Here is a 21,709-nt window from a genome sequence, read left to right as displayed (position 1 = left end):
TGTGCACGGCGGGATTCCCACTTCTGAGTGATTGGCAATCATCCCCCTTGGCGCGAGACTGAACACCCGTTACTCGAAAGAGGGTTGAGATGGCCGGTTCACCGACGGCACGACGTCGCCGTCTCTCGATCGAGCTGAAGAAGCTCCGCGAGAAGGGCGCGCTGACCTGCGCCCAGGTCGGCGAGGCGCTGGACTGGAGCGGCTCCAAGGTCAACCGGATGGAAACGGGCAGCGGCCGGGTCCAACCGTCCGACATCGACGCCTTGTGTCGGTTCTACGACACGAGTGACGAGCTGCGCGAATTCCTCATGTCGCTGGCCCGACAGGCCAAGACGCGCGGCTGGTGGCAGGTGCACGGTGCCGGTGTTCCGGAATGGTTCAACATCTACATCGGCCTGGAGCAGGACGCTTCCACGTTTCGCCAGTACCAGTGCGAGTTGCTGCCCGGCCTCATGCAGACTGCGGCCTACGCCGGTGAACTCCACAAGACCGGTGCGCACCTGTCCGCCGAGGTCATCGACCGGGCGGTACGGGTACGCATGGAGCGCCAGGCCATGCTGACGCGATCAGACGCCCCGGACGCCTGGTTCGTGGTGAACGAGGGCGCGCTGCGCAATGTCATCGGGGACAGCTCTCTCATGCGGGAACAGCTCGAACGCGTGCTGGATGCAGCTGATTTGCCGAGCGTGACCCTGCAAGTACTCCCCTTCGACTCGGGCACCTATCCGGCCACCGGCTCGTTCACCATGCTTGGCTTCCCTGATCAGGAAGACCCGGACATCGTGTACCGGGACGGCATCACCGATGCCGTCTATCTGGAAGGCGAGCACCATGTACGTGAGTACACCAGGGCCTTCGACGGTCTGCGGGCAGCGGCCCTGAGTCCTCAACGTTCCAGCCGGCTGATCAAATCTGTTCTGAAGGAATACGCCAGGTGAGCATTGCAGAGTCCAAGGTCGACGACAGCTCGATGTGGTTCACGTCGTCGTACAGCAACGGCGCCGGTGGTGAATGCGTCGAGTGTGCCAGTTCCGATGACAACGCCCTCATACGCGACTCAAAGCGCCTCGGAGGGCCGGTCGTCGGTGTTCCAGGACTGGCCTGGCACGCCTTTGTACGGGCGTTGAAGCGGGGGGAGCTGGGCTGAGTCAGAGGGGGTCCATGCCGGTGGCGTACCGCGTGACGGCTGGGCCCCTCGTCGACCGCTTGCCCCGCCGGGCTCGCCACACAAGCGCTGGCTGCCGATGTCAGTGGTCCTCCCTAAGGTGGCGTCGATCTCATGGATCTCAAACCGGGAGGGGCGGCGCGATGGGTGCCAGTGGTTGGGAGTACGTCACTGCGTACGAAGGCAGTGTCGAGGAGTCTCTGGAGGCTCTGCACGCGCAGGTCTTCGAGGAGCTGTACGGGGACGACGACGATTACCGGAGCCTTGCGGAGTTGTGGGAGGACGAGGAGTTCATGGGCGAGGAGGGGACCCACTCGATCCTCGACATCGACCGCGTCGTCCACACGACCGCCGCCCCCTCGGAGCACAGCGACAAGGACTACGGAACCCTGCGCCCGTTGGGGCGCGAACGTCTCGTGCATCACTTCGGGACCGACCGGCCGTCGCCCGCCCGGTTCCAGGAGCTGCTCGAACAGGCCGAGGCGGCTCTCACCGGTCCGTCCAGCTCTGAGGAGACGCTTCTCGACGAGTGCCGCATGCGGTGGACCGGCGTGTACGTCGTTCTGTACACCGATGAAAAGCCGACCCACTTGGGCATCTTCGGGTGCTCCGGCGACTGAGCGGTACCGGAGGACGAGTTCGCCTCGCGACGCGACTCACGACTACTGCAGTGCCTCTATCGCCTGCAAGATCAAGGCGCGTGCGTCTGCTCCGTAGACCGCCATGCCGCGCAGCCGCTCGAAGGCCTTCAAGTACAGCTCGACTTCGGATGGTTGGGTGATGTTGACCTGGGCGGAGAGGAGTTCCACGGATACGAGGCTGTCGTCGTACACGTGGAACAGTTCCTGTGGCCACAGGGCACGGGCCGGCGTGGCCCTGGGGATGATGCCGAGCGAGACCGCGGGGAGGGCTCCGGCGGTGAGCAGGTAGCCGAGCTGGGCCGCCATCGCGTCACCGTCGCCCAACTGGTAGTAGAGGACGGCTTCTTCGATCAGCATCACGAACCGACGGCCTGGTTCGTGGATGATCTGGGAGCGTTCGAGGCGGGCGGCTGCGGCCTGCTCGGCGTCGTTGGGGACGTCGAGCAGTTGGGCGTTGGTGCTGAGTACGGCTTGCGCGTATCCCTCGGTTTGCAGGAGGCCCGGGACCAGGGTGGGCGAGTAGACACGGAAGAGGTGGGTCGAGCGGTACAGCTTTACGTAGCTGTCCTGCAGTTGCCGCAGCCCCTGACGGACCTGCCGCTGCCACTCCATGTACATGGACTCCGCGTCCCGCGATGCGGCGATCAAGTCGTCCGCGCGGTTCTCGGCTCGGCAGGCGGAGCACCATCGGCGGATGTCCATCGGTGACGGAGGCGTCTTGGCGTTCTCGATGCGTGACGTCTTGGCGTGGTGCCAGCCGCACCGGCCGGCCAGCTCTACGACCGTGAGCCCCGCCTCCTTCCGCAGCTCGCGCAGTCGGCTCGCGACGTTCTTGCGAGCCTCTTGAGCCGATGACGAGGGGGAGATGGGCATGAACTGGCCTGTCCGGTGCTTCCTGTTAGTGGATCTCGTACTGATCGTGCGGGATGGCGCGCTCCCACACCGCCTCGAAGGCGTCCGCGCATTGTTTGACTATGCCTGGCTCGGTGCGCAGCTCGAGCGGCGGGTCCGCCCAGTCTCCGCTGCCGGTGAAGTGGTTGAACAGCACCTGCGCGCCGTCGAAGATCCATAGGTCACAGCCGGGAAGCATCAGGTCGCTGGCGTTTCGCCTCGACAGCCAGCGGACCTGCTCGCCTGCCTGAATGTTGACGGGGGTTCCGGCGTGCTCGTAACGGATGTAGTCCGTTACGGGTTCGGAGACGATACGCGCCCTGCGGACGGTGACTCCGCGGTCCCTTGCGCGGGAGATCAGGTCAACCCAGGGCGCCCAGTATGGGGAGCTGGGGTCGGAGTCTCGGTTGCCGCTGCGCTGCCACTCGTTGAAATCGGCGTCCTCATCGCCGACTCCATACGCGTCTCGCATTTCCAGGTGGACGGCTGAGTGCCGGGCCGCTTCGAGGAGATCGTCAAAGCGCAGCTCGTTCTGCGGCATCGCAGGCCTCCCTCAGCAGCGGCACCAGATGCACGGGAAGGCGGATCACTGTCTCGTGCTCGGGGATGCCCTTGTCGTGCCCCGGAGCGGTGTTCCCCACGCACTCGGTTCGTGTCCGGTCGTCGGCAATGTAGCTCTGCAGCACGATGTCGGCGTTCGCCAGGTCCACCCAGGCCGTGGGTGATCCGCTCTATCCTGTCTCGGGATCGATACCGATGAGCCGTAAGGCCATGACTGCCTCTCTTCTTCTGCATGTGCACTGATGTGCATCAAAGTCCTCCTCTTCGAGTGCGTCGTCAAGAGGCGTGAGGTGGCCTTCACTTGCTGGAGAGTGAATCCATGCACATTTATGCACACTGCTGGAGGCGGCTGACTCGGTGTCTCTAGCGTCGTGACCGGTGACAAGCACCGTGTCTCTCGGTCCCTGCGCAGGCCGCGTCATGGGTCGAGGGAGTAACTCCGTTGGAGGCAGGCGGGAATGGCGACACAGCAGGCAATGGACGCGTTCTGGGCGCCTTGCCGGATCAGCTCCATATGCCAGTGGAATCGGCCGTGAAACGTCTGTCCCTTCTGTCCCATTCCCTGTTTGCTGGCTGCGGGGGCCTCGGTCCCCGCGACCGGTACTACGCGGGACACGTAGGACACAGGGGGACGTATGAGAGACGTCGACCGGCTGCCGTCGCAACGGTGGGCCCTGGAGCAGGATCGGGAGCGGGTCGCCGGGGAGATGCGCCGGCTCAAGGAGGTGTCCGGCCTCAGTTTCAGCAAGCTCGCCGCGAGAACGCACTACAGCCGGTCGTCGTGGGAGCGGTTCCTCAACGGGAAGAAGCCGGTGCCCCGCGCGGCGGTGGAGCAGTTCGCCTCCGCGCTGGGGGACGAGGCGGGCAGCCTGTTGCTGAGCGGAGGCAGTGCCCCGGAGGCGGCCCCCGAGTCCGCGGTGGCCGGGCGCGGCCTCACCGCCGACAGCCCCGCCGACGAGGGCCCCGCCCACGACCGCGGACGCAACCGCGGCGGTGCGCGCGGTCGGCCGGTCACGCTCGGCGCCTTCGTCGCCGGGGTGGCCGTGGGCGCGCTGGCCGCGGCTGTCACCGGCCTCCTGTCGGAACGGGGTGCCGCGGCGCGCAGACCGTGCGACGGGTGTATCTGTCCCTCCGCCGTCCCCCGCTTCCCGATCTGGCAGTCGCGTACGTACCACGTCTGAGGCAGGAGGGGCGCGAGCGTCCCAGGACGTCTCATCCCACGCCCTTCCCCTGATGGGACATCCGCTTCTGGGCGAGTCTGCTGCCGAACGACCGCCATCGACCGCCACCGGCTGCCCATGGCTGCCGCCGGCTGCCCATGACTGCCACCGGCTGCCCATGGCTGCCATCCACTGTGGCGTCGTCGCAGAGCTTTCCCTACGTGGAAGGAACTCGTTATGCATCGGATTCTCGTGCGGAGCGGTATTGCCCTCGGAGGTGCGGCGCTGGCCGCTGTCGGGGCCCTCGCGACGGCCGGCCCCGCGAACGCGGCGTGGTCGGACTGTCCCGCCGGGTCGCTGTGCGCCTACCTCGGCACCAACGGCTCGGGGGACCCCGGAACCGTGTCCGGCGACAACAACAACCTCCTCCAGTACAACAAGTTCAACAACGCCGAGTCGCTCTACAACCACGGCAACAGCTGCAACGTGCGCATCTTCTCCGGCCTCAACAAGACCGGATCCAGCTACGTTCTCGACCGCGGCTACACGAATCCCACCCTGGCCGGGACGGTGTACTGGCACAACGTGGCCTCGAACGACTGGTGCGTGTGAGCACACTCCCCGCGCGGCGTGCCGCAGTGCCGACGGCGCTGGCAGTGCTGTTCGCCTCGGTCCTGGCCGGCTGCTCTCTCGACGGAGCGGCCGGTCACGGGCCGGCCGCGTCCGAGCCGCCCGATGTACGTCCGCTGTCCGGCGCCGCTTCCTTCAGCCACGCCCAAGCCGTACGCCTCCACGACCTGGAGGAACAGGCCATCGCACCGTGCATGGCGGCGCGCGGTCAGCGTTACACGCCGCAGCCCCGGGTCGCCTCCGCGCGGAGCGAGGAGACGAATCCGTACGGGCTGCTGGGGCCGCGCAAGGCGGCCGCCGACGGGTACGGCATCGTGGGCGAGTACCTGTACCTCCGGTCCTCCCCGCCTCCCTCCGGCGACGAGTCCCGCGCCCCCGCGTGGCGACGGGCGCTGACCGGCACCGCGAAGCACCGGGTGTCGGTCCGGCTGCCGGACGGCTCCCGCGTCGAGTACTTCGCGGACGGCTGCGTGGCCCGGGCGCGCGCCGAGGTGTACGGCGCGGACTGGGACCGGACCGAACCTGTGGTCGCGGCACTGTCGACCCGGGTTCTGGCCGCCGTCGAGAAGGACCCCGACTACCGTGCGGCGATCCGGCGTTGGTCCGCCTGCATGGCGGAGACGGGACACCCCGCCGACGATCCGCAGGCATCGCGGGCCCGGCTGAACGGTCGTCTGGCGAAGGCCGCTGCCGACCCGACGTCGCTGCGGGCACTCGGCCGCGAGGAGATCCGTACGGCGACGGCGGACGCCCGGTGCCAGGCGCGGGCGGAGCTCGCGAAGACCATCGGCAGGGTGCAGCGGTCGGTGGAGAAGCGCGTGCTCAGCGCGGCCGAGAGGGGTGTCGTCGCACGCCATGTCGCCGCGAAACGCGACGTGCTCAAGGCCTCGATGACATCGGGGGCGTCCAGGTCAGGCCGATGACGCACCTCCGTACACAGAGGTGAGTCATCGCGATGACAACCTCCGGCTCAAGCGTCGCGCCGGGGGTCGCGCCGGAAGGTCAGAACCGGCGCGTTAGCCTCGGTTCGTCCCGAACAACACCGGCACAGGCGCGGCGACGCGGCAGCAGGAGGCAGTGATGGCGAAGGTTCCTACGGCAGTGGTCGCCGCGAGCGGGCTCGTCGGCGGGTACGGGGTGGCCCGTTGGACCAAGAAGCGGCAGCTGGGCGGAGTCGTCCTGGCCACCGCCGGGGCCGCGGCCGCGCAGCAGTGGCGGCGGCAGGCCGGCGGGAAGGCCGCCGGGGCGCTCACCGCCGCGTATGTCGCCGCCTTCGCCGGGTCCCACCCGCTCGCCAAGAAGGTGGGCGCGTGGCCCGCCGTGTTCGGGGTGGCCGGAGCCGTGGCGCTGGCCTCCTGGGCCGTCGCGGACCGGCGCGCCTGACCTCCTGCCCCCTCCTGGCCTCCGGTGCGGAACGCCCCTCGGGTCCGGCCAGGGTGTCCCGAGGTCGGCGACAGGGCTACGTCGAGGAGCTGCCGGACGACGAGTGGGCGCCGGGGGCCGCGAGCGCGCCCCGCGGTCCGGGCCGGCCGTCGTCGGCTCCCCGGAAGGCCTTGCGGTACGCGTACGGACTCGTCCCCACCACCCGCCGGAACCGTTCCCGGAACGCCGTCGGTGAGCCGAACCCCGCCTGCGACGCGATCCGTTCGACCGGGTACGTCGTCGCCTCCAGCAGATACTGCGCCCGCCGCACCCGCGCCAGGTGCAGCCACTGCAACGGAGTCGTGCCGGTCTGCTCGCGGAAGCGGCGGTTGAGCGTACGGGTGCTCATGCCGGCGTGGGCGGCGATGTCGTCCAGGGTCAGATCACGGCCCGCGTTCTCCTCCAGCCAGCCGAGGAGCGGCTCCATGGTCGTGCCGGCCGGTACCGGCGGCTGGTCGTGGACGATGAACTGGGCCTGTCCGCCCTCCCGTTCGAGCGGCATGACGGACATCCGGGCGGCATGCGCGGCGACGGCGGAACCGTGATCCATGCGGATCATGTGCAGACACATGTCGAGGGCCGCGGCCGCGCCCGCCGAGGTGAGGAACTGGCCGTTGTCGACGTAGAGGACGTTCGGGTCGACGGTCACGGCGGGGTACCTGGCCGCCAGGTCCTGGGCCGCGACCCAGTGGGTGGTCGCGCGCAGCCCGTCCAACAGGCCGGTGGCGGCGAAGACGAAGGCGCCGACGCAGACCGAGGCGATACGCGTGCCGTTCGCGGCCGCCGCGCACAGCGCCTCCGCCACGCCCGGCGGGAGCGGGACGGTCGGGTCGGCGACGCCCGGCAGGATGATCGTGTCCGCTTCGGCCAGCGCCTCCAGACCGTACGGGGCACGCAGCGCGAACAGGCCCGCGCTCACCTCGTCGTCCGCCGAAGCCGAGCAGACCCGGATCCGGTACGCCGCCCGGCCGTCCGGCAGCCGGGCCCAGCCGAAGGTGTCGATCGGGGCGGAGAGGTCGAACGGGATGACCTGGTCGAGCGCCAGTACGGCCACGGTGTGCATGGCTGAAGCGTAGGCGCACAACGGATTACGGTCAGCCGGGTCAGGCCCTCGAAAAGCCACCTGCCGGCACCCGCAAGCCGCCTGCCCGCGCCCGCGCGCCCCCACCGGGAGCCCCGGGAGCCCCGGAAAAACAGAAATCCCGGACATCCCGGCAAACCGCGTGCAGCATCCTGTCGGGAAAAGCCTGGCGCGCCCGGCATGGCGGGAATCCGTTGACTACTGGCAGAACCGCCACTTCTGCAAGATCCTCCCCGCCCCTACCGTCACCCCGTGACCAAGTTCCTCCTCGCCGTCCACGTCATCGCCGCGATCGTCGCCATCGGGCCCGTCACGGTCGCCGCGAGCATGTTCCCGCCGACCGCGCGCAAGGCCCTCGCCGCGCCGGACGACGCGCAAGCTCTCGCGACCACCCGGCTGCTGCACAGCATCTGCCGCGTGTACGCCACCGTCGGCGTCGTCGTCCCCGTCTTCGGATTCGCCACGGCGAGCAGCATGGGTGTGCTCGGGGACGCCTGGCTGATCGTCTCGATCGCGCTGACCGCGCTCGCGGCCGTGGTCCTCGGCGCGCTGGTGCTGCCCCGGCAGAGCGCGATCATGGAGGGCGCGGGAGACCGCGCGGCGACGGTTCAGCTGGCCATGTTCACCGGAATCTTCAACCTTCTGTGGGCCACCGTCACCATCCTGATGATCATTCGACCGGGGTCCACCACGGGCGCATAGGATCCCGCCCATGTACGCACAGCAAGAGCAGTCGACGCCGGGGGCCTACCTGACGTTCGTGGAGCGCCAGTTGTCGGCCGACGGATGTACCACCCGGTGGGAGGACTGGGCCGGGGTGCCCGTCCTGGTGGGGCGGCGGGCCGACTTCCGGCTGAGCTGGATGGCGACGAGGCTGCACCTGTTCACCGTCGCCGCGGCGGTCCCGGAGGTGACCGTTCCCGTCATCTCCACCTTCACCGACCAGGTGATGAAGTACGCCAAGGACACCAAGGGCGGTCTCCCCGTCGGCCTGCAGAACGGGGTCGGCGCCTTCCCCGTGCTGGTCAGCGACCGGATCGACCCGGCCGCCGTCCAGTGGGCGGAGGAGCAGCAGCGCCTCAAGTTCGCCTGCATGACACGGCCCGTCGTGGTCGACAGCGCGCGCCGGTACGTGGCGATGTACCGCGGCAAGCCGGCCCTCGGACGCGTCTACGCCTCGCACTTCATCGAGAAGGGGTCGCAGTACTTCTACGGCCAGTAGGCGCCGGTGGAGCGGTGCCTCTCGGCCCGTGGCCCGGTACATCTCGGCCAGTAACCCGGTACTTCTACGGCCCGTAGCCCGCCGTCACCGGCGGTGAGCGAGGCTCAGCTCCTCGTCCACCAAGTCTGCCCTGAACTCCCGCGCCACCGCCGCCGCGACCAGCACTCCGACCCCGATCAGCAGCGTGAAGAACCCCCAGACCAGCGGCCACACACCCGCGAACCCGTCCGGCGGCCCCGGGTGCGTGCGCAGGGAGACGTACAGCAGTGCCGCCGGCGGTACGGCCACCAGCAGCACCGGCCAGCCCAGCGAGTCCCGGTGGCCGAAGTAGGCCGCCAGGGCCAGCAGGATCACGGCGAGCGCGACGACGCCCACACCCGTCACCGGGGTCGTCTCCTCGACGGCCCCCGGTGACGGGGCCCGGTTGTTCAGGTCCCATGGCAGGCAGAGAAGATACGCCGCCGAGGCGAGGGCGGCGCCGAGCACGCGGGTCAGCCAGCGCTCGGGCCAGGGGCGCGTGTGCAGAGGGCTCAACAGCTTCTCGGTCATACGTACGAGGGTCACGGTGCGGGCGCCGGGCCGACAGAGTACGCGTACTCACCTCACGTACTCAGAACCTCAGGCCCTCAGGCCCTCAGGCCCTCAGGTCCCCGACGCCGACGCGGGCGCGGGCGCCGTCGTCTGCGCCACCGACAGCGGCTCCGCGATGTCCTCCAGCGAGCGCCGTTCCGCGTTCACCGCGAGGAACGCGGCGACCAGGCCCGCCGCACACATCAGCCCCGCACCGATCTGGAAGGCGAGCACCGTGTCGCCGACCACGCCGGACTCCGTGAGGTCCGCGAAGACCAGCGGGCCGCTGATGCCGCCGGCGGCCGTGCCGAGCGCGTAGAAGAAGGCGATGGCCATCGCGCGGGTCTCCATCGGGAAGACCTCGGAGACCGTCAGATAGGCGCTGGAGGCGCCCGCCGAGGCGAAGAACAGCACGGCGCACCAGCAGGCCGTCAGCGTCATCGCGCTCAGCGAGCCCCGGTCGAAGAGCCAGGCCGTGCCGAACAGGAGGAGACCGGAGAGCAGGTACGTCGACGCGATCATGATCCGGCGGCCGACCGTGTCGAAGAGCTTGCCGAGCAGCAGCGGGCCGATGAAGTTGCCGGCCGCGATGACGGCGAAGTAGTAGCCGGTGCCGCCGGTCGGCACGTCGTAGAACGTGGTGAGGATGGCGCCGAAGCCGAAGGTGATCGCGTTGTAGAGGAACGCCTGTCCGATGAAGAGGGCGAGGCCGAGCACCGCACGCTTCGGATAGCGCCCGAAGACCGTCTTCGCGATGAGGCCGAAGCCGATGCTCTTGCGCTGCTCGATGGTGATCTCGCTCTCCGCGCGGGGCAGCGGCTCCCCCTTCTCCTGCTCGATCTCCCGCTCCACGGAGGACACCAGCGCCTCGGCGTCCTCGCCGCGGCCGTGGATGAACTGCCACCGCGGGCTCTCCGGCACATGCCGCCTGACCAGCAGGATCACCAGCCCGAGGACGACGCCGAGGGCGAAGGTGAGCCGCCAGCCGAGGTCCTTGGGGAAGATCGACGTGTCCAGCATCACGATGGACAACAGCGCTCCGCCGATCGCGCCCAGCCAGTAGCTGCCATTGATGATCAGGTCGACGCGGCCGCGGTACTTGGCGGGGATGAGTTCGTCGATCGCCGAGTTGATGGCCGCGTACTCGCCGCCGATGCCGAAGCCGGTCAGAAACCGGAAGGTGAAGAACCACCAGGAATTGAAGGACAGCGCGGTCAGCGCGGTCGCCGAGAGGTAGACCACGAGAGTGACCATGAAGAGCTTCTTGCGGCCGAAGCGGTCGGTCAGCCAGCCGAAGAACAGGGCGCCCGCGCAGGCGCCCGCCACATAGAGCGCCGCAGCGACACCGGTGACCTGGGCCGAGGTGATGGACAGGCCGCTGCCGTCCTCGGACAACCTGCCCGCGATGTTGCCGACCGTGGTGACCTCCAGGCCGTCCAGGATCCATACGGTTCCCAGGCCGATGACGATCATCCAGTGCCAGCGGGACCACGGCAGCCGGTCCAAGCGGGCCGGTACGTCCGTCGTGACGGTTCCGGTGGCGGCCGGACCATGGGCCTGTGGCGCTGAAGCCGACATGGCTCTCTCCCTCGAGTGACCACTCCTGTGTGACGCACTCCCGGATGCCCTCGACGGCGTATTTCACGCCCCCAGAAGGCGCGACACCGTATAGATCAGCAGTCCCGCGAGCGATCCCACCACCGTGCCGTTGATCCGGATGAACTGCAGGTCACGGCCGATGTGCGCCTCGATCTTCTTCGTCGTGTGCTCGGCGTCCCAGCTCGCGACCGTGTCCGTGATCAGGGAGGTGATCTCGTCCCGGTACGTCGTCACCACGTACACCGCCGCGCCCTCCAGCCAGCCGTCCACCTTGGTCTGGTACTTCGACTCCGTGGCCAACCGGGCACCCAGCTTCAGCAGCGAGGCCCGCACGCGCAGCCGCAGCTCGCTGCGCTCGTCCTCGGCGGCCGACACGATCATGGAGCGTACGGCCGTCCAGGCGGACGCGATCAGGTCCTGGACCTCGCCGCGGCCGAGCACCTCGCCCTTGAGGCGCTCCACGCGGACGCGGGTGTCCGTGTCGGACTGGAGGTCGGAGGCGAAGTCGGTGAGGAAACGGTCGAGGGTGCCACGGGCCGGGTGCGCGGGGGCGTCGCGCATCTCCGTGACGAAGCGGAGCAGCTCCTTGTAGACGCGCTCGCCGACCTTCTTGTCGACGAACCGCGGGGTCCAGCCGGGGGCGCCGCCCTGCACCGCGTCCATGACCTGCTCGTCGTGCAGGACGAGCCAGTCGTGCGCGCGGGCGCAGACCAGGTCGACGACCCGCCGGTGGCCGCCGTCCGCGACGATCCGCTCCAGCATCTTCCCTATGCCGGGCGCCACCTCCTGGGCGTCGGCGCGCCGTGTGATGGCCTCGCCGACCACCGCCTGCACATCGGAGTCACGCAGGACCGTGAGGGCGCCCCTGAGCGCGGTGGCCAGCTCGGCGGTGACACGGTCGGCGTGCTCGGGTTCCGCGAGCCAGGCGCCGAGGCGGCTGCCGATGCCGACGGCGCGCAGCCGGCTCCGCACCACGTCGGAGGAGAGAAAGTTCTCACCGACGAACTCGCCCAGGGAGACGCCGAGCTGGTCCTTCTTGGTGGGGATGATCGCGGTGTGCGGGATGGGCAGGCCGAGGGGGTGCCTGAAGAGGGCCGTGACCGCGAACCAGTCGGCCAGCGCGCCGACCATGCCCGCCTCGGCCGCGGCCGCGACATAGCCCGCCCAGGGGCCGGCGCCCTGGTGGGACGCCCACTTGGCGACGACGTACACGAGCGCGACGAAGAGCAGCATCGCGGTCGCCGTGGCCTTCATCCGGCGCACGCCCCTGCGCTTCTCCTCGTCGGCGGGGCTGAAGGAGGTCATCGCGCGGTTCGTGGCGGCGCCGGGCCGGGCATGCTGCCCTGCGGCGCCCAGTTCTTCCGTGTTCGTACGTTCCATCCGCTCCACCCGTTCGGTGACCTTGTACACATTGTCCCTTCCTGACCGACTCCTGGAACGGAACAGGAGTTCCCCGCGTCTGTTCGGGCGGGGGAATCAGCGGGGGTCCGTTCCGGTTCCTCCTACCCCATGACGCATCATGGGGTCATCACATCGGAGCCTCGGGCTCCCATTGCCCGAGGAGACACGCACCGCATGACCAAGCGTCACGGTTATGCCTTGCTGGCCGCGATATGCACACTCATCGTGGCCATCTCAGCCGCCATATACATAGGCGCCGGGGCGGACGACGGCCAGGACCAGAGCGCCCTCGCCGACGACCGCCCCCCACGCAACTCCGCCGCCCCGGCCTCCACCGGCACCTGGGTCGGCGCCTGGTCGGCCTCCCCCGCGGGGGCCGAGCCGGGCACCGAGACGGACGGCCTGGCGGGCCGGTCCGTGCGCAACGTCGTCCACGCCGGCATCGGCGGTACGGGTGCCCGCGTCACGCTTTCCAATCTCTTCGGCCAGCAGCCGCTGACCATCACCCACGCCACGATCGCGGTCGCCGCCACGGCGAACAGCGCGGCCGCCAGCACCGGCACCATGCGCCGGCTCACCTTCGACGGCGCCACCTCGGTGATCGTGCCCGCGGGTCAGCAGGTGCTCAGCGACGCCGTGCGCGTCACGATCCCGCACGACAGCGACGTCCTGGTGACCACCTACTCCCCGACCCCGTCGGGCCCGGTCACCTACCACCCGCAGGCGCGGCAGATCTCGTACGCGGCCCAGGGCGACCGCGTGGAGGACGTCACCGCGACGGCGTACACCGAGCAGACGACGTACTGGCGTTACCTCACCGCGCTGGACGTGCTGAGCAACGAGTCGAGCGGCACCCTCGTGGCGATCGGCGACTCCCTCACCGACGGCGTGACCTCGACCGTGGGCACCAACAGCCGCTGGACGGACATCCTTTCGGACCGGCTGCGGGCCTCCGCCGGCACCGGCGACGTGCCCCGCTACAGCGTCGTCAACCAGGGCATCAGCGGCAACCAGGTGCTGGCCGCGGGCCTCGGCCGCCCCGCCGAGAACCCGAGCGGGCTGTCCCGCTTCGGACGTGACGTGCTCGACCGTACGAACGTCAAGGCGGTCGTCATCGACCTCGGCGTCAACGACATCCTGCGGAACCCGGGCCGGGCCGACCCCGACCGGATCGTGGCCGGGCTGCGCACCCTGGTCCGGCAGGCGCACGCGCGCGGACTGCGGGTCGTCGGCGCGACGCTGATGCCGTTCCAGGGCCACCGCGGCTACACCCCTTACCGCGAGACGGTGCGCCAGGCCATCAACGCGCAGATCCGCGCGGGCCAGGTGTACGACGCCGTCGTCGACTTCGACAAGGCGCTGCGCGACCCGTACAACCCGCGCAAGCTGCGCTCCGACTACGACTCGGGCGACCATCTCCACCCGAGCGACAAGGGCTACCGCACGATGGCGGACGCGATCGACCTGGCGGACCTGACGGGCGCGGTCCCGGCCGAGCTGTAGAAACTGCTCGGCCGGTCATGCCGGGGAAGGGCCCGCGGAGTCAGTCCCGGTGGCGGCGGCGGTCCCGGTCCTCCCGGCGGGCCTCCCGGCGCTCCCGGTGCAGTTCGTGGCGCTGCGCGTGCCGCTCCCGGCGCTCCTCGTGGCGCTCGCGCACCAGGTCGCGGTGCTCCTCCAGCGCCTCGCGGGCGGTGTCGTACACGTCGTCCAGCTCATCGAGGGTGTCGCGGACGTCACGGCCGTCGCTCCCGGACCCCTGAAGCTCCTTGCGGGCGGCCCTGCGCTCCAGCTTCTCCTGCCGGCGCTGTTCCTTCAGCCGCAGCCGCTCGGCCCGGGTCAGCTTGCGCTCCACGCCGACGCCGCCCCAGAAGGCGAACCCGGTGACGATCACGCGGGGGGCGCCGGGCTCGCCCGGGACGCCCTCCTCACGGTGGTCGAAGCCGCCCATGACGCCGATGCCGCGGACGACGACCTCGACGCCCGGCGGTACGACGACGTTCATCCCGCCCATGATCGCCACGCAGTTGACGACGACCTCGCGGTCCGCGAAGTACGCCTCGCGCAGATCGATCTCACCGCCGCCCCAGAAGGCGAAGGAGTTGAACCGCTTGGGCACCGTCCAGCGCCCCTTGCGCTGGAACCCCGCCATGATCGCCACGGCCCAGCTGGACGAGCCGTCGCCCCCGACGATCCGCTCGGCCCAACTCCCGCTCGGCGCGGGCTGCTTGACCATCGAGACCGGGGGTGCGCCGACACCGGCGGCCGGCAGGTCACGGGTGATCGGCGTCAGCTCCCCGTAGGTGCGCGCCTTGTAGGTCGCCTCCAGCCGCTCCTCGAACTCCTCCATGTCGAGACGGCCCTCCGCGACGGCGTCCCGCAGCTGTTCGGCGACTCGTTCACGATCGGCGTCGGAGGCACGCAGCTCCGAGGGTTCCTCGTCGGTCATGGACAGCAGCCTACGAGTTCCCCGCCCGCCGGGCTACGAGACCACGTGCTCCGCCTGCTCCGGCGGGGGTTGGGGAGTGTCGCCCATGGACTGAAGCATCTTCGCGATCACGGCCTCGATGTCCGGCTCCCGCACCGACAGGTCCACCAGCGGATACGCCGCCGCGATCCTGGCCACCAGCGGGGCCGCCGACTCCGAGGCGGGGAAGGCCAGCCACTGCCGGGGCCCCTCGACCTTCACCACGCGCGCGGGCGCCGCCTCGATCGGCGGCAGCTCACGCGCCAGGTCGACCACGAGCGTGCGCTCGCTGTCGCCCACCTCGTGCAGCCCGGCCAGGGGACCGTCGTACATGAGCCGCCCGTGGTCGATGACCATCACGCGTCCGCACAACTGCTCGATGTCCTGGAGGTCGTGCGTGGTGAGCAGCACCGTCGTGCCCCGCTCGGCGTTCAGCTCCCGCAGGAACTCCCGGACCCTGGCCTTGCTGATGACGTCGAGGCCGATCGTCGGCTCGTCCAGGTACAGCACCTCGGGATCGTGCAGCAGGGCCGCCGCGATGTCGCCGCGCATCCGCTGGCCGAGGGAGAGCTGACGGACCGGAACGTCCAACAGATCGCCCAGTTCGAGGAGTTCGACACAGCGGTCGAGGTTCTCGCGATAACGCCCGTCCGGGATGCGGTACATGCGGTGCATCAGCCGGTACGAGTCGATCAGCGGCAGGTCCCACCACAGCGTCGTACGCTGCCCGAACACGACCCCGATACGGGCCGCGAGCCGGGTCCGCTCGCGGGACGGGTCGATGCCGGCGACCCGCAGCCGGCCGCCGCTCGGCGTCAGGATCCCGGTCAGCATCTTGATGGTGGTCGACTTGCCGGCGCCGTTCGGGCCGATGTAGCCGACCATCTCGCCGCGCGCCACGGTGAAGGAGAGGGAGTCCACCGCCCGCACCCGCCGCCGCTCGCTGCGCAGGAAGCCGGTCTTGCGGCGCACGTCGAAGACCTTCTCGACGCGGTCGAGCGTGATGAAGTCACCGTCTGGCATCCCTAACTCCCTGTACTCCGGTACGAACGCAGTCCCGCACGCCAGGCGAGCCCCGCCAGCGCGCAGCAGGCCGCCGCGACCAGGGGCGGGGTGAAGGCCACCCACGTCGGCAGGTCGAGCGGATACGGCCGCCCCAGCACATACAGCGCGGGCAGCCAGTTGACGAAGGCGATCGGCACGACGAAGGTCACTCCGCGCACCAGGTCGGCGGCGAAGACGGTCGGCGGGTACTGGAGCAGCGTCTGGCCGCCGTACGTGAAGGAGTTCTGCACCTCGGAGGCGTCCTGCGCGACGAACTGGAAGGCGCCGCCCGCCACGAACACCGCCGCGAAGATCGCACCGCCGCTGAGCATCATGAACGGGACCATCAGCACCTTCAGCGGGGTCCAGGCGATGTCGAGTGCGGCGACGGCGTACCCGAAGACCAGCAGCCCCTGGGTGATCCGGCCGAGGCGGCGCAGCGCGAAGCGGTCGGCGGCGACCTGCGCGAGCACCGGCGCCGGGCGCACCAGGAGGGTGTCGAGCGTGCCGTCGCGCACCCGCCGCCCCAGCCGGTCCATCGAGCCGATCGCGAGGTCGGCGAGTCCGAAGGCGATGCCCGCGACGCCATACAGGAAGGCGATCTCGGGCAGGGTGTAGCCGCCGAGCGCGTCGACCTGCGAGAACATCAGCAGGATGGCCACGAAGTCGAGGGCGGTCGCCCCGAAGTTGCCGAAGGTGGTCATCACGAAGGAGGCGCGGTAGGCCATCGTGGAGCGGATCCACATGCCGGCGATCATGCGGTAGGCGCGCAGACCGTCCGCCAGCCGCGCCCCGACCCGTCCCTGCCCCGCCGCGCGGCTCCTGGACCCAGCCACCTTGGGCCCAGCCTCCTTGGACCCAGCCACCCTGGACCTAGCCACCCTGGACCACCACCCGCCGGGTCGCCACCGACTGGAGCAGGCGCCCGGCCGCGAGGAGCGCCACCGCCCAGGCGCCCTGGAAGGCGTACGTGGCCGGCAGTCCGGCGCGGCCCATCAGGGCGTCCGCGGGGGCCTGGAGCAGCGAGGCCCAGGGCAGCGCGCGGACCACCTCGCCGAGCGCGCCGGGGAAGGCGTTGAGCGGCAGCACCATCCCCGAGCAGAACATCCCCGTGATCCAGGCCATGTTGGTGACACCCGCCCCGTCCAGCAGCCAGAACGCGGTCAGGGCGACCAGGTAGCGGATCGCGAAGCTGACGAGCATCGCGAGGAAGACCGCGACCAGGGCCGCCGCCCAGCGCAACGGGTCGGCGGGCAGGGCCAGTTCGAAGAAGAACGCGCCCAGCACCATCGGGATCACCCCCCGCCCCAGAAGCTGGAACAGCGCCCGCCCCAGATCCCCCGCCAGCCACCACAGTTGAAGGTCGGCGGGCCGGTAGAGGTCGATCGCGATGTCACCCGTACGAATGCGCTCCATCAGCTCGTCCTCGAAGCCACCGCCCCCGATGGCCAGCGTCATCAGGAGCGCCTGGCCGATCCACACGTACGTGAGCGCCTGCGCCTGGTCGTACCCTCCCAGATGGGGTCGCTCGTCCCACAGGGCGATGTAGGTGTATGCCAAGATCAATCCGAAGACTGTGTTGGTGAACACCCCGGCCGCGGTGGCCGTCCGGTAGGTCGCGTACCGCCTGAAACCACCGGCGGCCACGGCGGCGTACAACCGCCCTGTCCCCACGAGGAACCCCTTCCGCAGCGTGCCGGGCCAAAGCGCAGGAGCCTAGTGCGCGGGCGAAGTGGCGTGCCACGCATTTTCCGGCCCGACGCGTGCCTGGTGTCGGGAACGGAACGCTTGGTGCGACAGTCTTCAAGAGTGGGCGCAAAAGGCGTACGAGGGCGTACGGGAACGTACGAGGCGAAACAGGAGTCCGGCACCAAGATGAGCGACGAGCCGCAGCCGCAGCAGAGCAGCCAGGGCTGGGCACCCACAGACCCGGAGTCGACCGCTCCGGACACCGCCGCGGACAAGAAGCCGAAACGGCCCAAGCGCACCGGCTGGCGCCGGCTGATCCCGACCTGGCGGCTGGTGCTCGGTACCTTCGTCGGCGTGGTCCTGATCCTGGTCGGCCTGTTCGTGCTCGGCTACAACCTGGTCAAGATCCCGCCGGCGAACACGACCGCGACCAAGCAGAGCAATGTGTACCTGTACGCGGACGGCAGCCAGCTCGCCCGCGACGGCGAGGTCAACCGGGAGATCGTGACGCTCGCGCAGATGTCCAAGGGTGCCCAGCACGCGGCGCTCGCCGCCGAGGACCGCGACTTCTACACCGAGTCGGCCGTCGACCCGAAGGCGATGATCCGGGCCGCCTGGAACACGGCCACCGGCAAGGGCAAGCAGTCCGGCTCGACGATCACCCAGCAGTACGTGAAGAACTACTACCTGGCCCAGGAGCAGACCGTCTCGCGGAAGGTGAAGGAGTTCTTCATCTCCATCAAGCTGGACCGCGAGAAGAGCAAGGACGCCATCCTCGAGGGCTACCTCAACACCAGCTACTTCGGCCGCAACGCGTACGGCATCCAGGCCGCCGCCCAGGCGTACTACGGCGTCGACGCGAAGGACCTGACCGTCGGCCAGGGCGCCTACCTCGCGGCACTGCTCAACGCGCCGAGCGAGTACGACGTGGTCGCGCACCCCGAGAACAAGTCCGCGGCCCTCGCCCGCTGGAACTACGTCCTCGACGGCATGGTGAAGAAGAACTGGGTGACGCAGTCGGCCCGGGACAAGGTGAAGTTCCCGCAGCCCAAGCAGGCCGTGGTCGCGGCCGGCATGTCCGGCCAGCGCGGCTATCTGGTGCGGGCGGTGAAGGACTACCTGACCGAGCACAAGATCATCGCCGAGGACACCCTGGACACCGGCGGCTACCGCATCACGACGACCCTGCAAAAGCCCAAGCAGGACGCCTTCGTGAAGGCCGTCGACGACCAGGTGATGGACAAGCTCGACAAGAAGAACCGCAAGGTCGACAACTACGTCCGCGCGGGCGGCGTCTCCATCGACCCGGCCACCGGCAAGGTCATCGCGATGTACGGCGGGATCGACTACACCAAGCAGTACGTCAACAACGCCACCCGCCGCGACTACCAGGTCGGCTCCACCTTCAAGCCGTTCGTCCTCACCTCGGCCGTGCAGAACGGCTCAGTTACCCAGGACGGCCGCACGATCACCCCGAACACCGGCTACGACGGCACCAACAGGCGTCCCGTGCAGGGCTGGACCGGCGGCACGTACGCGCCCGAGAACGAGGACGGCGTCTCGTACGGCCCGATCTCGGTCCGCGAGGCGACGGACAAGTCCGTGAACTCGGTGTACGCGCAGATGGCCGTGGACGTGGGCCCGTCCAAGGTCAAGCAGACGGCGCTGAAACTGGGGCTGCCCGAGAACACACCCGACCTGAACCCGTACCCCTCGGTCGCGCTCGGCACGGCCACCGCCAGCGTGCTGGACATGGCGGAGGCGTACGCCACGCTCGCCAACCACGGCAAGCACGGCACGTACACGCTCGTCGAGAAGATCACCAAGGACGGCGAGGGCGTACAGCTGCCGAAGCAGGCCGCCAAGGCGGCCGTCAGCCGCGAGGCCGCCGACACCACCACGTCGGTCCTCCAGAGCGTCGTCCAGAACGGCACGGCCACGGCCGCGCTGGCCGCGGGCCGGCCCGCGGCCGGCAAGACCGGCACCGCGGAGGAGGACCAGGCGGCCTGGTTCGCGGGCTACACGCCCCATCTCGCGACTGTCGTCGCCGTGATGGGCCAGGACCCGGAGTCCGGCAAGCACAAGGCGCTGTACGGCGCGATGGGCCTGCCCCGGATCAACGGCGGCGGCGCGCCCGCGCAGATCTGGGCGCAGTTCACGAAGGCCGCCCTGAAGGGCAAGCCGGTCGCCGACTTCGACCTCCGGCTCCAGGCCGGCGCGCAGGAGCAGCAGCCCCTGCCGACCGGACCCGGTGACGAGCCGGGCACGGGCGGCCAGGACAACGGCGGTACGACCTCGGACGGCGGCCAGACCTCCGAGCCCACGACCGAGGGCCAGACGGACGGCGGCACCCCCACGACGGGCGGCACGACCGACGGCGGCACGCCCACGACAGGCGGCACGACGGACGGCGGGACCACCGACGACGGCGGCACGACGGACGGCGGCACCACCGACGACGGCGGCACGACCGACGGCGGCACCACTGACGGCGGCGGCACGACAGGCGCCGGGGGGACGACGGACGGCGGCGACGCGACGGGAGCCGGGGGTACGACGGCGGGCCTGTTCGGCCGGTAGAGAGAGCACCTCGGCAGCGCAAGCGAAGGGGGCTGGTGACAGCGGTCACCAGCCCCTCGGCCGTACGTCCTCCAGGCATCCGGAGGTGCCTCCGGGTACCTACAGACAGGTCCAGGTACCTACAGGTACAGGCCCGTCGAGTCCTCGGACCCCTCGAAGCGGTCCGCGGCCACGGCGTGCAGGTCGCGCTCGCGCATCAGGACGTACGCGGTGCCGCGTACCTCGACCTCGGCGCGGTCCTCGGGGTCGTAGAGCACCCGGTCGCCCGTCTCCACGGTCCGTACGTTCTGTCCGACCGCGACGACCTCGGCCCAGGCCAGGCGCCGGCCGACCGCCGCCGTCGCGGGGATCAGGATGCCGCCGCCGGACCGGCGTTCGCCCTCGCTGGTGTCCTGCCGCACGAGAACGCGGTCGTGCAGCATCCGGATCGGCAGCTTGTCGTCATGGGTGCTGTGCTTGTGCAGTTTGGCGCTCACGTCCCGAACCTACCTGCCTTTGCCCGCTCCGTCCGCAGGCGGGTCAGCGCTTGCGCCGACGGGAGCCGACGGCGACCAGCCCGACGACCCCGACCACGACGAGCGCCACGGGCACGATGCGCTCCAGGCGCGGCGCGCCCTCCTTGGTGACCAGCTGGCCCTTCACATCGCTGACGGCCCGGTTGACGCCGACGTACGCGCGTCCGAGCGTGTTGTCGATGTGGGAGACGACCTTGGCCTTGGCGTCGCCGACGATCGTCTTCGGGTGCACCCGGACGCCGATCTCGTCGAGCGTCTCGGCCAGCGTGTCGCGGCGGCGCCTGATGTCCGCCTCGATCTGCGCCGGAGTTCTGGTATCCGGCGTGCTCGACGTGTCCGCCACCGCGTTTCCTCCGTGGTCGTTGCGACGTGTTCCGTGCGTGGTCCGCAAGCTTTTCTGCGTCCGTGGTCGACAGTCTGTCAGCTTCGTGCCGAACGCACCCCGCGGCACCCCCCATCGGGCGCTGTCGCGGCCATGTCGGCGGGCGCCATTAGGCTCGTTCGCGTAACCCGCCCCTTGCCACGTGAGGTACCGATGAGCGAGCGACTCCAGCCCGGCGACACCGCCCCCGCCTTCACCCTGCCGGACGCCGACGGCAACGAGGTCTCCCTGGCCGACCACAAGGGCCGCAAGGTCATCGTCTACTTCTACCCGGCCGCCCTGACCCCCGGCTGCACCAAGCAGGCCTGCGACTTCACGGACAACCTGGAGCTGCTGGCGGGCGCCGGTTACGACGTCATCGGCGTCTCCCCCGACAAGCCCGAGAAGCTCGCGAAGTTCCGCGAGCAGGAGAACCTGAAGGTCACGCTGGTCGGCGACCCGGACAAGCAGGTCCTGGAGGCGTACGGCGCCTTCGGCGAGAAGAAGCTGTACGGCAAGACGGTCGTCGGCGTCATCCGCTCCACGGTGGTCGTGGACGAGGAGGGCAAGGTCGAGCGGGCGCTGTACAACGTGAAGGCCACCGGCCATGTGGCGAAGATCATCAAGGATCTGGGCATCTGAAGGATCTGGGTATCTGACGGTCTTCTTGTGACGGAAGTCCCTCTGCGCGGGGACTTCCGTTTGCGTTCGCC

General features: G+C 69.7%; 25 protein-coding genes. 12 read left to right on the top strand and 13 right to left on the bottom strand.

Annotated features, from left to right (window positions below):
* Positions 1-89: 89 nt before the first annotated feature.
* The 3 genes from GTY58_RS27180 to GTY58_RS27170 all read left to right on the top strand — a co-directional run bounded on the left by GTY58_RS27180 (position 90) and on the right by GTY58_RS27170 (position 1,785).
* Positions 90-938, top strand: a complete 849-nt coding sequence (locus GTY58_RS27180; protein ID WP_010986604.1) for a helix-turn-helix transcriptional regulator — start codon at positions 90-92, stop codon at positions 936-938.
* Positions 939-970: 32 nt separating this feature from the next.
* The gene (locus GTY58_RS27175) at positions 971-1,147 is read left to right on the top strand and encodes a DUF397 domain-containing protein (protein WP_059198944.1); all 177 of its coding nucleotides are present in this window, start codon (positions 971-973) and stop codon (positions 1,145-1,147) included.
* Positions 1,148-1,308: 161 nt separating this feature from the next.
* Positions 1,309-1,785 carry a hypothetical protein gene (locus tag GTY58_RS27170; RefSeq protein WP_010986602.1) on the top strand — a complete coding sequence of 159 codons (477 nt, stop codon included), beginning with the start codon at positions 1,309-1,311 and terminating at the stop codon, positions 1,783-1,785.
* A 42-nt stretch (positions 1,786-1,827) separates the two neighbouring features.
* On the opposite strand, the gene GTY58_RS27165 is transcribed toward GTY58_RS27170, so the two are convergent.
* Genes GTY58_RS27165 through GTY58_RS27155 form a run of 3 tightly spaced genes read right to left on the bottom strand, consistent with a single transcriptional unit; the run spans position 1,828 to position 3,407 of the window.
* Positions 1,828-2,679, bottom strand: coding sequence for a helix-turn-helix transcriptional regulator (locus tag GTY58_RS27165; RefSeq protein WP_010986601.1), 852 nt, complete (start codon positions 2,677-2,679; stop codon positions 1,828-1,830).
* Positions 2,680-2,704: 25 nt separating this feature from the next.
* Positions 2,705-3,238, bottom strand: coding sequence for a DUF6879 family protein (locus GTY58_RS27160; protein ID WP_010986600.1), 534 nt, complete (start codon positions 3,236-3,238; stop codon positions 2,705-2,707).
* Positions 3,213-3,407, bottom strand: coding sequence for a hypothetical protein (locus GTY58_RS27155; RefSeq protein ID WP_010986599.1), 195 nt, complete (start codon positions 3,405-3,407; stop codon positions 3,213-3,215). Before GTY58_RS27155 ends, GTY58_RS27160 begins: the two co-directional genes overlap by 26 nt.
* Positions 3,408-3,893: 486 nt before the next feature.
* Between GTY58_RS27155 and GTY58_RS27150 the strand changes: the two genes are divergently transcribed.
* The 4 genes from GTY58_RS27150 to GTY58_RS27135 all read left to right on the top strand — a co-directional run bounded on the left by GTY58_RS27150 (position 3,894) and on the right by GTY58_RS27135 (position 6,431).
* Positions 3,894-4,439: a helix-turn-helix transcriptional regulator gene (locus GTY58_RS27150; RefSeq protein WP_048894321.1), complete on the top strand. Its 546-nt coding sequence runs from the start codon at positions 3,894-3,896 to the stop codon at positions 4,437-4,439.
* A 216-nt stretch (positions 4,440-4,655) separates the two neighbouring features.
* Positions 4,656-5,030 (top strand): peptidase inhibitor family I36 protein, encoded by a 375-nt coding sequence (locus tag GTY58_RS27145; protein ID WP_010986597.1) that lies wholly within the window; start codon positions 4,656-4,658, stop codon positions 5,028-5,030.
* Positions 5,027-5,971, top strand: a complete 945-nt coding sequence (locus GTY58_RS27140; RefSeq protein ID WP_037649872.1) for a hypothetical protein — start codon at positions 5,027-5,029, stop codon at positions 5,969-5,971. The genes GTY58_RS27145 and GTY58_RS27140 overlap by 4 nt, the downstream gene beginning before the upstream one ends.
* A gap of 157 nt (positions 5,972-6,128) precedes the next feature.
* Positions 6,129-6,431: a hypothetical protein gene (locus GTY58_RS27135; RefSeq protein ID WP_037649873.1), complete on the top strand. Its 303-nt coding sequence runs from the start codon at positions 6,129-6,131 to the stop codon at positions 6,429-6,431.
* Between the two features lie 76 nt (positions 6,432-6,507).
* Here the strand turns inward: GTY58_RS27135 and GTY58_RS27130 are convergent, their stop codons facing one another.
* Complete coding sequence (locus GTY58_RS27130) at positions 6,508-7,533, bottom strand: helix-turn-helix domain-containing protein (RefSeq protein ID WP_010986594.1); 1,026 nt, start codon at positions 7,531-7,533, stop codon at positions 6,508-6,510.
* Between the two features lie 270 nt (positions 7,534-7,803).
* Here GTY58_RS27130 and GTY58_RS27125 point away from each other — a divergent pair, with 270 nt between their 5' ends.
* On the top strand, positions 7,804-8,253 hold the full coding sequence (locus tag GTY58_RS27125) for a membrane protein (RefSeq protein WP_010986593.1): 450 nt from the start codon (positions 7,804-7,806) through the stop codon (positions 8,251-8,253).
* 10 nt (positions 8,254-8,263) lie between these two features.
* On the top strand, positions 8,264-8,773 hold the full coding sequence (locus tag GTY58_RS27120; protein WP_010986592.1) for a hypothetical protein: 510 nt from the start codon (positions 8,264-8,266) through the stop codon (positions 8,771-8,773).
* An 84-nt stretch (positions 8,774-8,857) separates the two neighbouring features.
* Here GTY58_RS27120 and GTY58_RS27115 read toward each other — a convergent pair whose 3' ends face one another.
* The 3 genes from GTY58_RS27115 to GTY58_RS27105 form a co-directional block, all read right to left on the bottom strand.
* On the bottom strand, positions 8,858-9,322 hold the full coding sequence (locus tag GTY58_RS27115) for a hypothetical protein (RefSeq protein WP_037649874.1): 465 nt from the start codon (positions 9,320-9,322) through the stop codon (positions 8,858-8,860).
* 93 nt (positions 9,323-9,415) lie between these two features.
* Positions 9,416-10,921, bottom strand: coding sequence for an MFS transporter (locus GTY58_RS27110; protein WP_010986590.1), 1,506 nt, complete (start codon positions 10,919-10,921; stop codon positions 9,416-9,418).
* Positions 10,922-10,984: 63 nt separating this feature from the next.
* Entirely contained in the window at positions 10,985-12,352 is a 1,368-nt protein-coding gene (locus tag GTY58_RS27105) for a DUF445 domain-containing protein (RefSeq protein WP_010986589.1), read from the bottom strand.
* 165 nt (positions 12,353-12,517) lie between these two features.
* Between GTY58_RS27105 and GTY58_RS27100 the strand changes: the two genes are divergently transcribed.
* Positions 12,518-13,846: an SGNH/GDSL hydrolase family protein gene (locus GTY58_RS27100; protein WP_037649877.1), complete on the top strand. Its 1,329-nt coding sequence runs from the start codon at positions 12,518-12,520 to the stop codon at positions 13,844-13,846.
* A gap of 40 nt (positions 13,847-13,886) precedes the next feature.
* Here the strand turns inward: GTY58_RS27100 and GTY58_RS27095 are convergent, their stop codons facing one another.
* The 4 genes from GTY58_RS27095 to GTY58_RS27080 are packed head-to-tail and all read right to left on the bottom strand — an operon-like array spanning position 13,887 to position 17,525.
* The gene (locus tag GTY58_RS27095) at positions 13,887-14,789 is read right to left on the bottom strand and encodes a DUF1707 domain-containing protein (RefSeq protein ID WP_010986587.1); all 903 of its coding nucleotides are present in this window, start codon (positions 14,787-14,789) and stop codon (positions 13,887-13,889) included.
* Positions 14,790-14,822: 33 nt separating this feature from the next.
* Complete coding sequence (locus GTY58_RS27090; protein ID WP_010986586.1) at positions 14,823-15,830, bottom strand: ATP-binding cassette domain-containing protein; 1,008 nt, start codon at positions 15,828-15,830, stop codon at positions 14,823-14,825.
* Between the two features lie 2 nt (positions 15,831-15,832).
* On the bottom strand, positions 15,833-16,687 hold the full coding sequence (locus GTY58_RS27085) for an ABC transporter permease (RefSeq protein WP_042493616.1): 855 nt from the start codon (positions 16,685-16,687) through the stop codon (positions 15,833-15,835).
* A gap of 37 nt (positions 16,688-16,724) precedes the next feature.
* Positions 16,725-17,525, bottom strand: coding sequence for an ABC-2 family transporter protein (locus GTY58_RS27080; RefSeq protein WP_010986584.1), 801 nt, complete (start codon positions 17,523-17,525; stop codon positions 16,725-16,727).
* A 201-nt stretch (positions 17,526-17,726) separates the two neighbouring features.
* On the opposite strand from GTY58_RS27080, the gene GTY58_RS27075 reads away from it, so the two are divergent.
* Positions 17,727-20,120, top strand: a complete 2,394-nt coding sequence (locus tag GTY58_RS27075) for a transglycosylase domain-containing protein (RefSeq protein ID WP_037649880.1) — start codon at positions 17,727-17,729, stop codon at positions 20,118-20,120.
* A gap of 119 nt (positions 20,121-20,239) precedes the next feature.
* On the opposite strand, the gene GTY58_RS27070 is transcribed toward GTY58_RS27075, so the two are convergent.
* Together GTY58_RS27070 and GTY58_RS27065 are read right to left on the bottom strand one after the other, a co-directional pair.
* Positions 20,240-20,596: a co-chaperone GroES gene (locus GTY58_RS27070; protein ID WP_010986582.1), complete on the bottom strand. Its 357-nt coding sequence runs from the start codon at positions 20,594-20,596 to the stop codon at positions 20,240-20,242.
* A 43-nt stretch (positions 20,597-20,639) separates the two neighbouring features.
* Positions 20,640-20,978, bottom strand: coding sequence for a DUF3618 domain-containing protein (locus GTY58_RS27065; protein ID WP_010986581.1), 339 nt, complete (start codon positions 20,976-20,978; stop codon positions 20,640-20,642).
* A 192-nt stretch (positions 20,979-21,170) separates the two neighbouring features.
* Here GTY58_RS27065 and bcp point away from each other — a divergent pair, with 192 nt between their 5' ends.
* A complete protein-coding gene (gene bcp / locus GTY58_RS27060; protein ID WP_010986580.1) occupies positions 21,171-21,638 on the top strand; it encodes a thioredoxin-dependent thiol peroxidase in 468 nt (155 codons plus the stop codon).
* Positions 21,639-21,709: the final 71 nt, after the last annotated feature.

It is taken from the genome of Streptomyces sp. SID5469 (genome assembly GCF_009862865.1).
In the GTDB taxonomy this organism is placed as follows: domain Bacteria; phylum Actinomycetota; class Actinomycetes; order Streptomycetales; family Streptomycetaceae; genus Streptomyces; species Streptomyces avermitilis.
The sequence above is the reverse complement of the archived record's forward strand: the minus strand, read 5'-3'. Positions and strand labels throughout refer to the sequence as shown.

What these genes read in the sequence shown, in the direction of transcription:
- GTY58_RS27180 (WP_010986604.1), top strand. Translation starts at nt 90, where the DNA reads ATGGCCGGTTCACCGACGGCACGACGTCGCCGTCTCTCGATCGAGCTG.
- GTY58_RS27175 (WP_059198944.1), top strand. Translation starts at nt 971, where the DNA reads ATGTGGTTCACGTCGTCGTACAGCAACGGCGCCGGTGGTGAATGCGTC.
- GTY58_RS27170 (WP_010986602.1), top strand. Translation starts at nt 1,309, where the DNA reads ATGGGTGCCAGTGGTTGGGAGTACGTCACTGCGTACGAAGGCAGTGTC.
- GTY58_RS27165 (WP_010986601.1), bottom strand. Translation starts at nt 2,679, where the DNA reads ATGCCCATCTCCCCCTCGTCATCGGCTCAAGAGGCTCGCAAGAACGTC.
- GTY58_RS27160 (WP_010986600.1), bottom strand. Translation starts at nt 3,238, where the DNA reads ATGCCGCAGAACGAGCTGCGCTTTGACGATCTCCTCGAAGCGGCCCGG.
- GTY58_RS27150 (WP_048894321.1), top strand. Translation starts at nt 3,894, where the DNA reads ATGAGAGACGTCGACCGGCTGCCGTCGCAACGGTGGGCCCTGGAGCAG.
- GTY58_RS27145 (WP_010986597.1), top strand. Translation starts at nt 4,656, where the DNA reads ATGCATCGGATTCTCGTGCGGAGCGGTATTGCCCTCGGAGGTGCGGCG.
- GTY58_RS27135 (WP_037649873.1), top strand. Translation starts at nt 6,129, where the DNA reads ATGGCGAAGGTTCCTACGGCAGTGGTCGCCGCGAGCGGGCTCGTCGGC.
- GTY58_RS27130 (WP_010986594.1), bottom strand. Translation starts at nt 7,533, where the DNA reads ATGCACACCGTGGCCGTACTGGCGCTCGACCAGGTCATCCCGTTCGAC.
- GTY58_RS27120 (WP_010986592.1), top strand. Translation starts at nt 8,264, where the DNA reads ATGTACGCACAGCAAGAGCAGTCGACGCCGGGGGCCTACCTGACGTTC.
- GTY58_RS27115 (WP_037649874.1), bottom strand. Translation starts at nt 9,322, where the DNA reads ATGACCGAGAAGCTGTTGAGCCCTCTGCACACGCGCCCCTGGCCCGAG.
- GTY58_RS27110 (WP_010986590.1), bottom strand. Translation starts at nt 10,921, where the DNA reads ATGTCGGCTTCAGCGCCACAGGCCCATGGTCCGGCCGCCACCGGAACC.
- GTY58_RS27100 (WP_037649877.1), top strand. Translation starts at nt 12,518, where the DNA reads ATGACCAAGCGTCACGGTTATGCCTTGCTGGCCGCGATATGCACACTC.
- GTY58_RS27095 (WP_010986587.1), bottom strand. Translation starts at nt 14,789, where the DNA reads ATGACCGACGAGGAACCCTCGGAGCTGCGTGCCTCCGACGCCGATCGT.
- GTY58_RS27090 (WP_010986586.1), bottom strand. Translation starts at nt 15,830, where the DNA reads ATGCCAGACGGTGACTTCATCACGCTCGACCGCGTCGAGAAGGTCTTC.
- GTY58_RS27075 (WP_037649880.1), top strand. Translation starts at nt 17,727, where the DNA reads ATGAGCGACGAGCCGCAGCCGCAGCAGAGCAGCCAGGGCTGGGCACCC.
- bcp (WP_010986580.1), top strand. Translation starts at nt 21,171, where the DNA reads ATGAGCGAGCGACTCCAGCCCGGCGACACCGCCCCCGCCTTCACCCTG.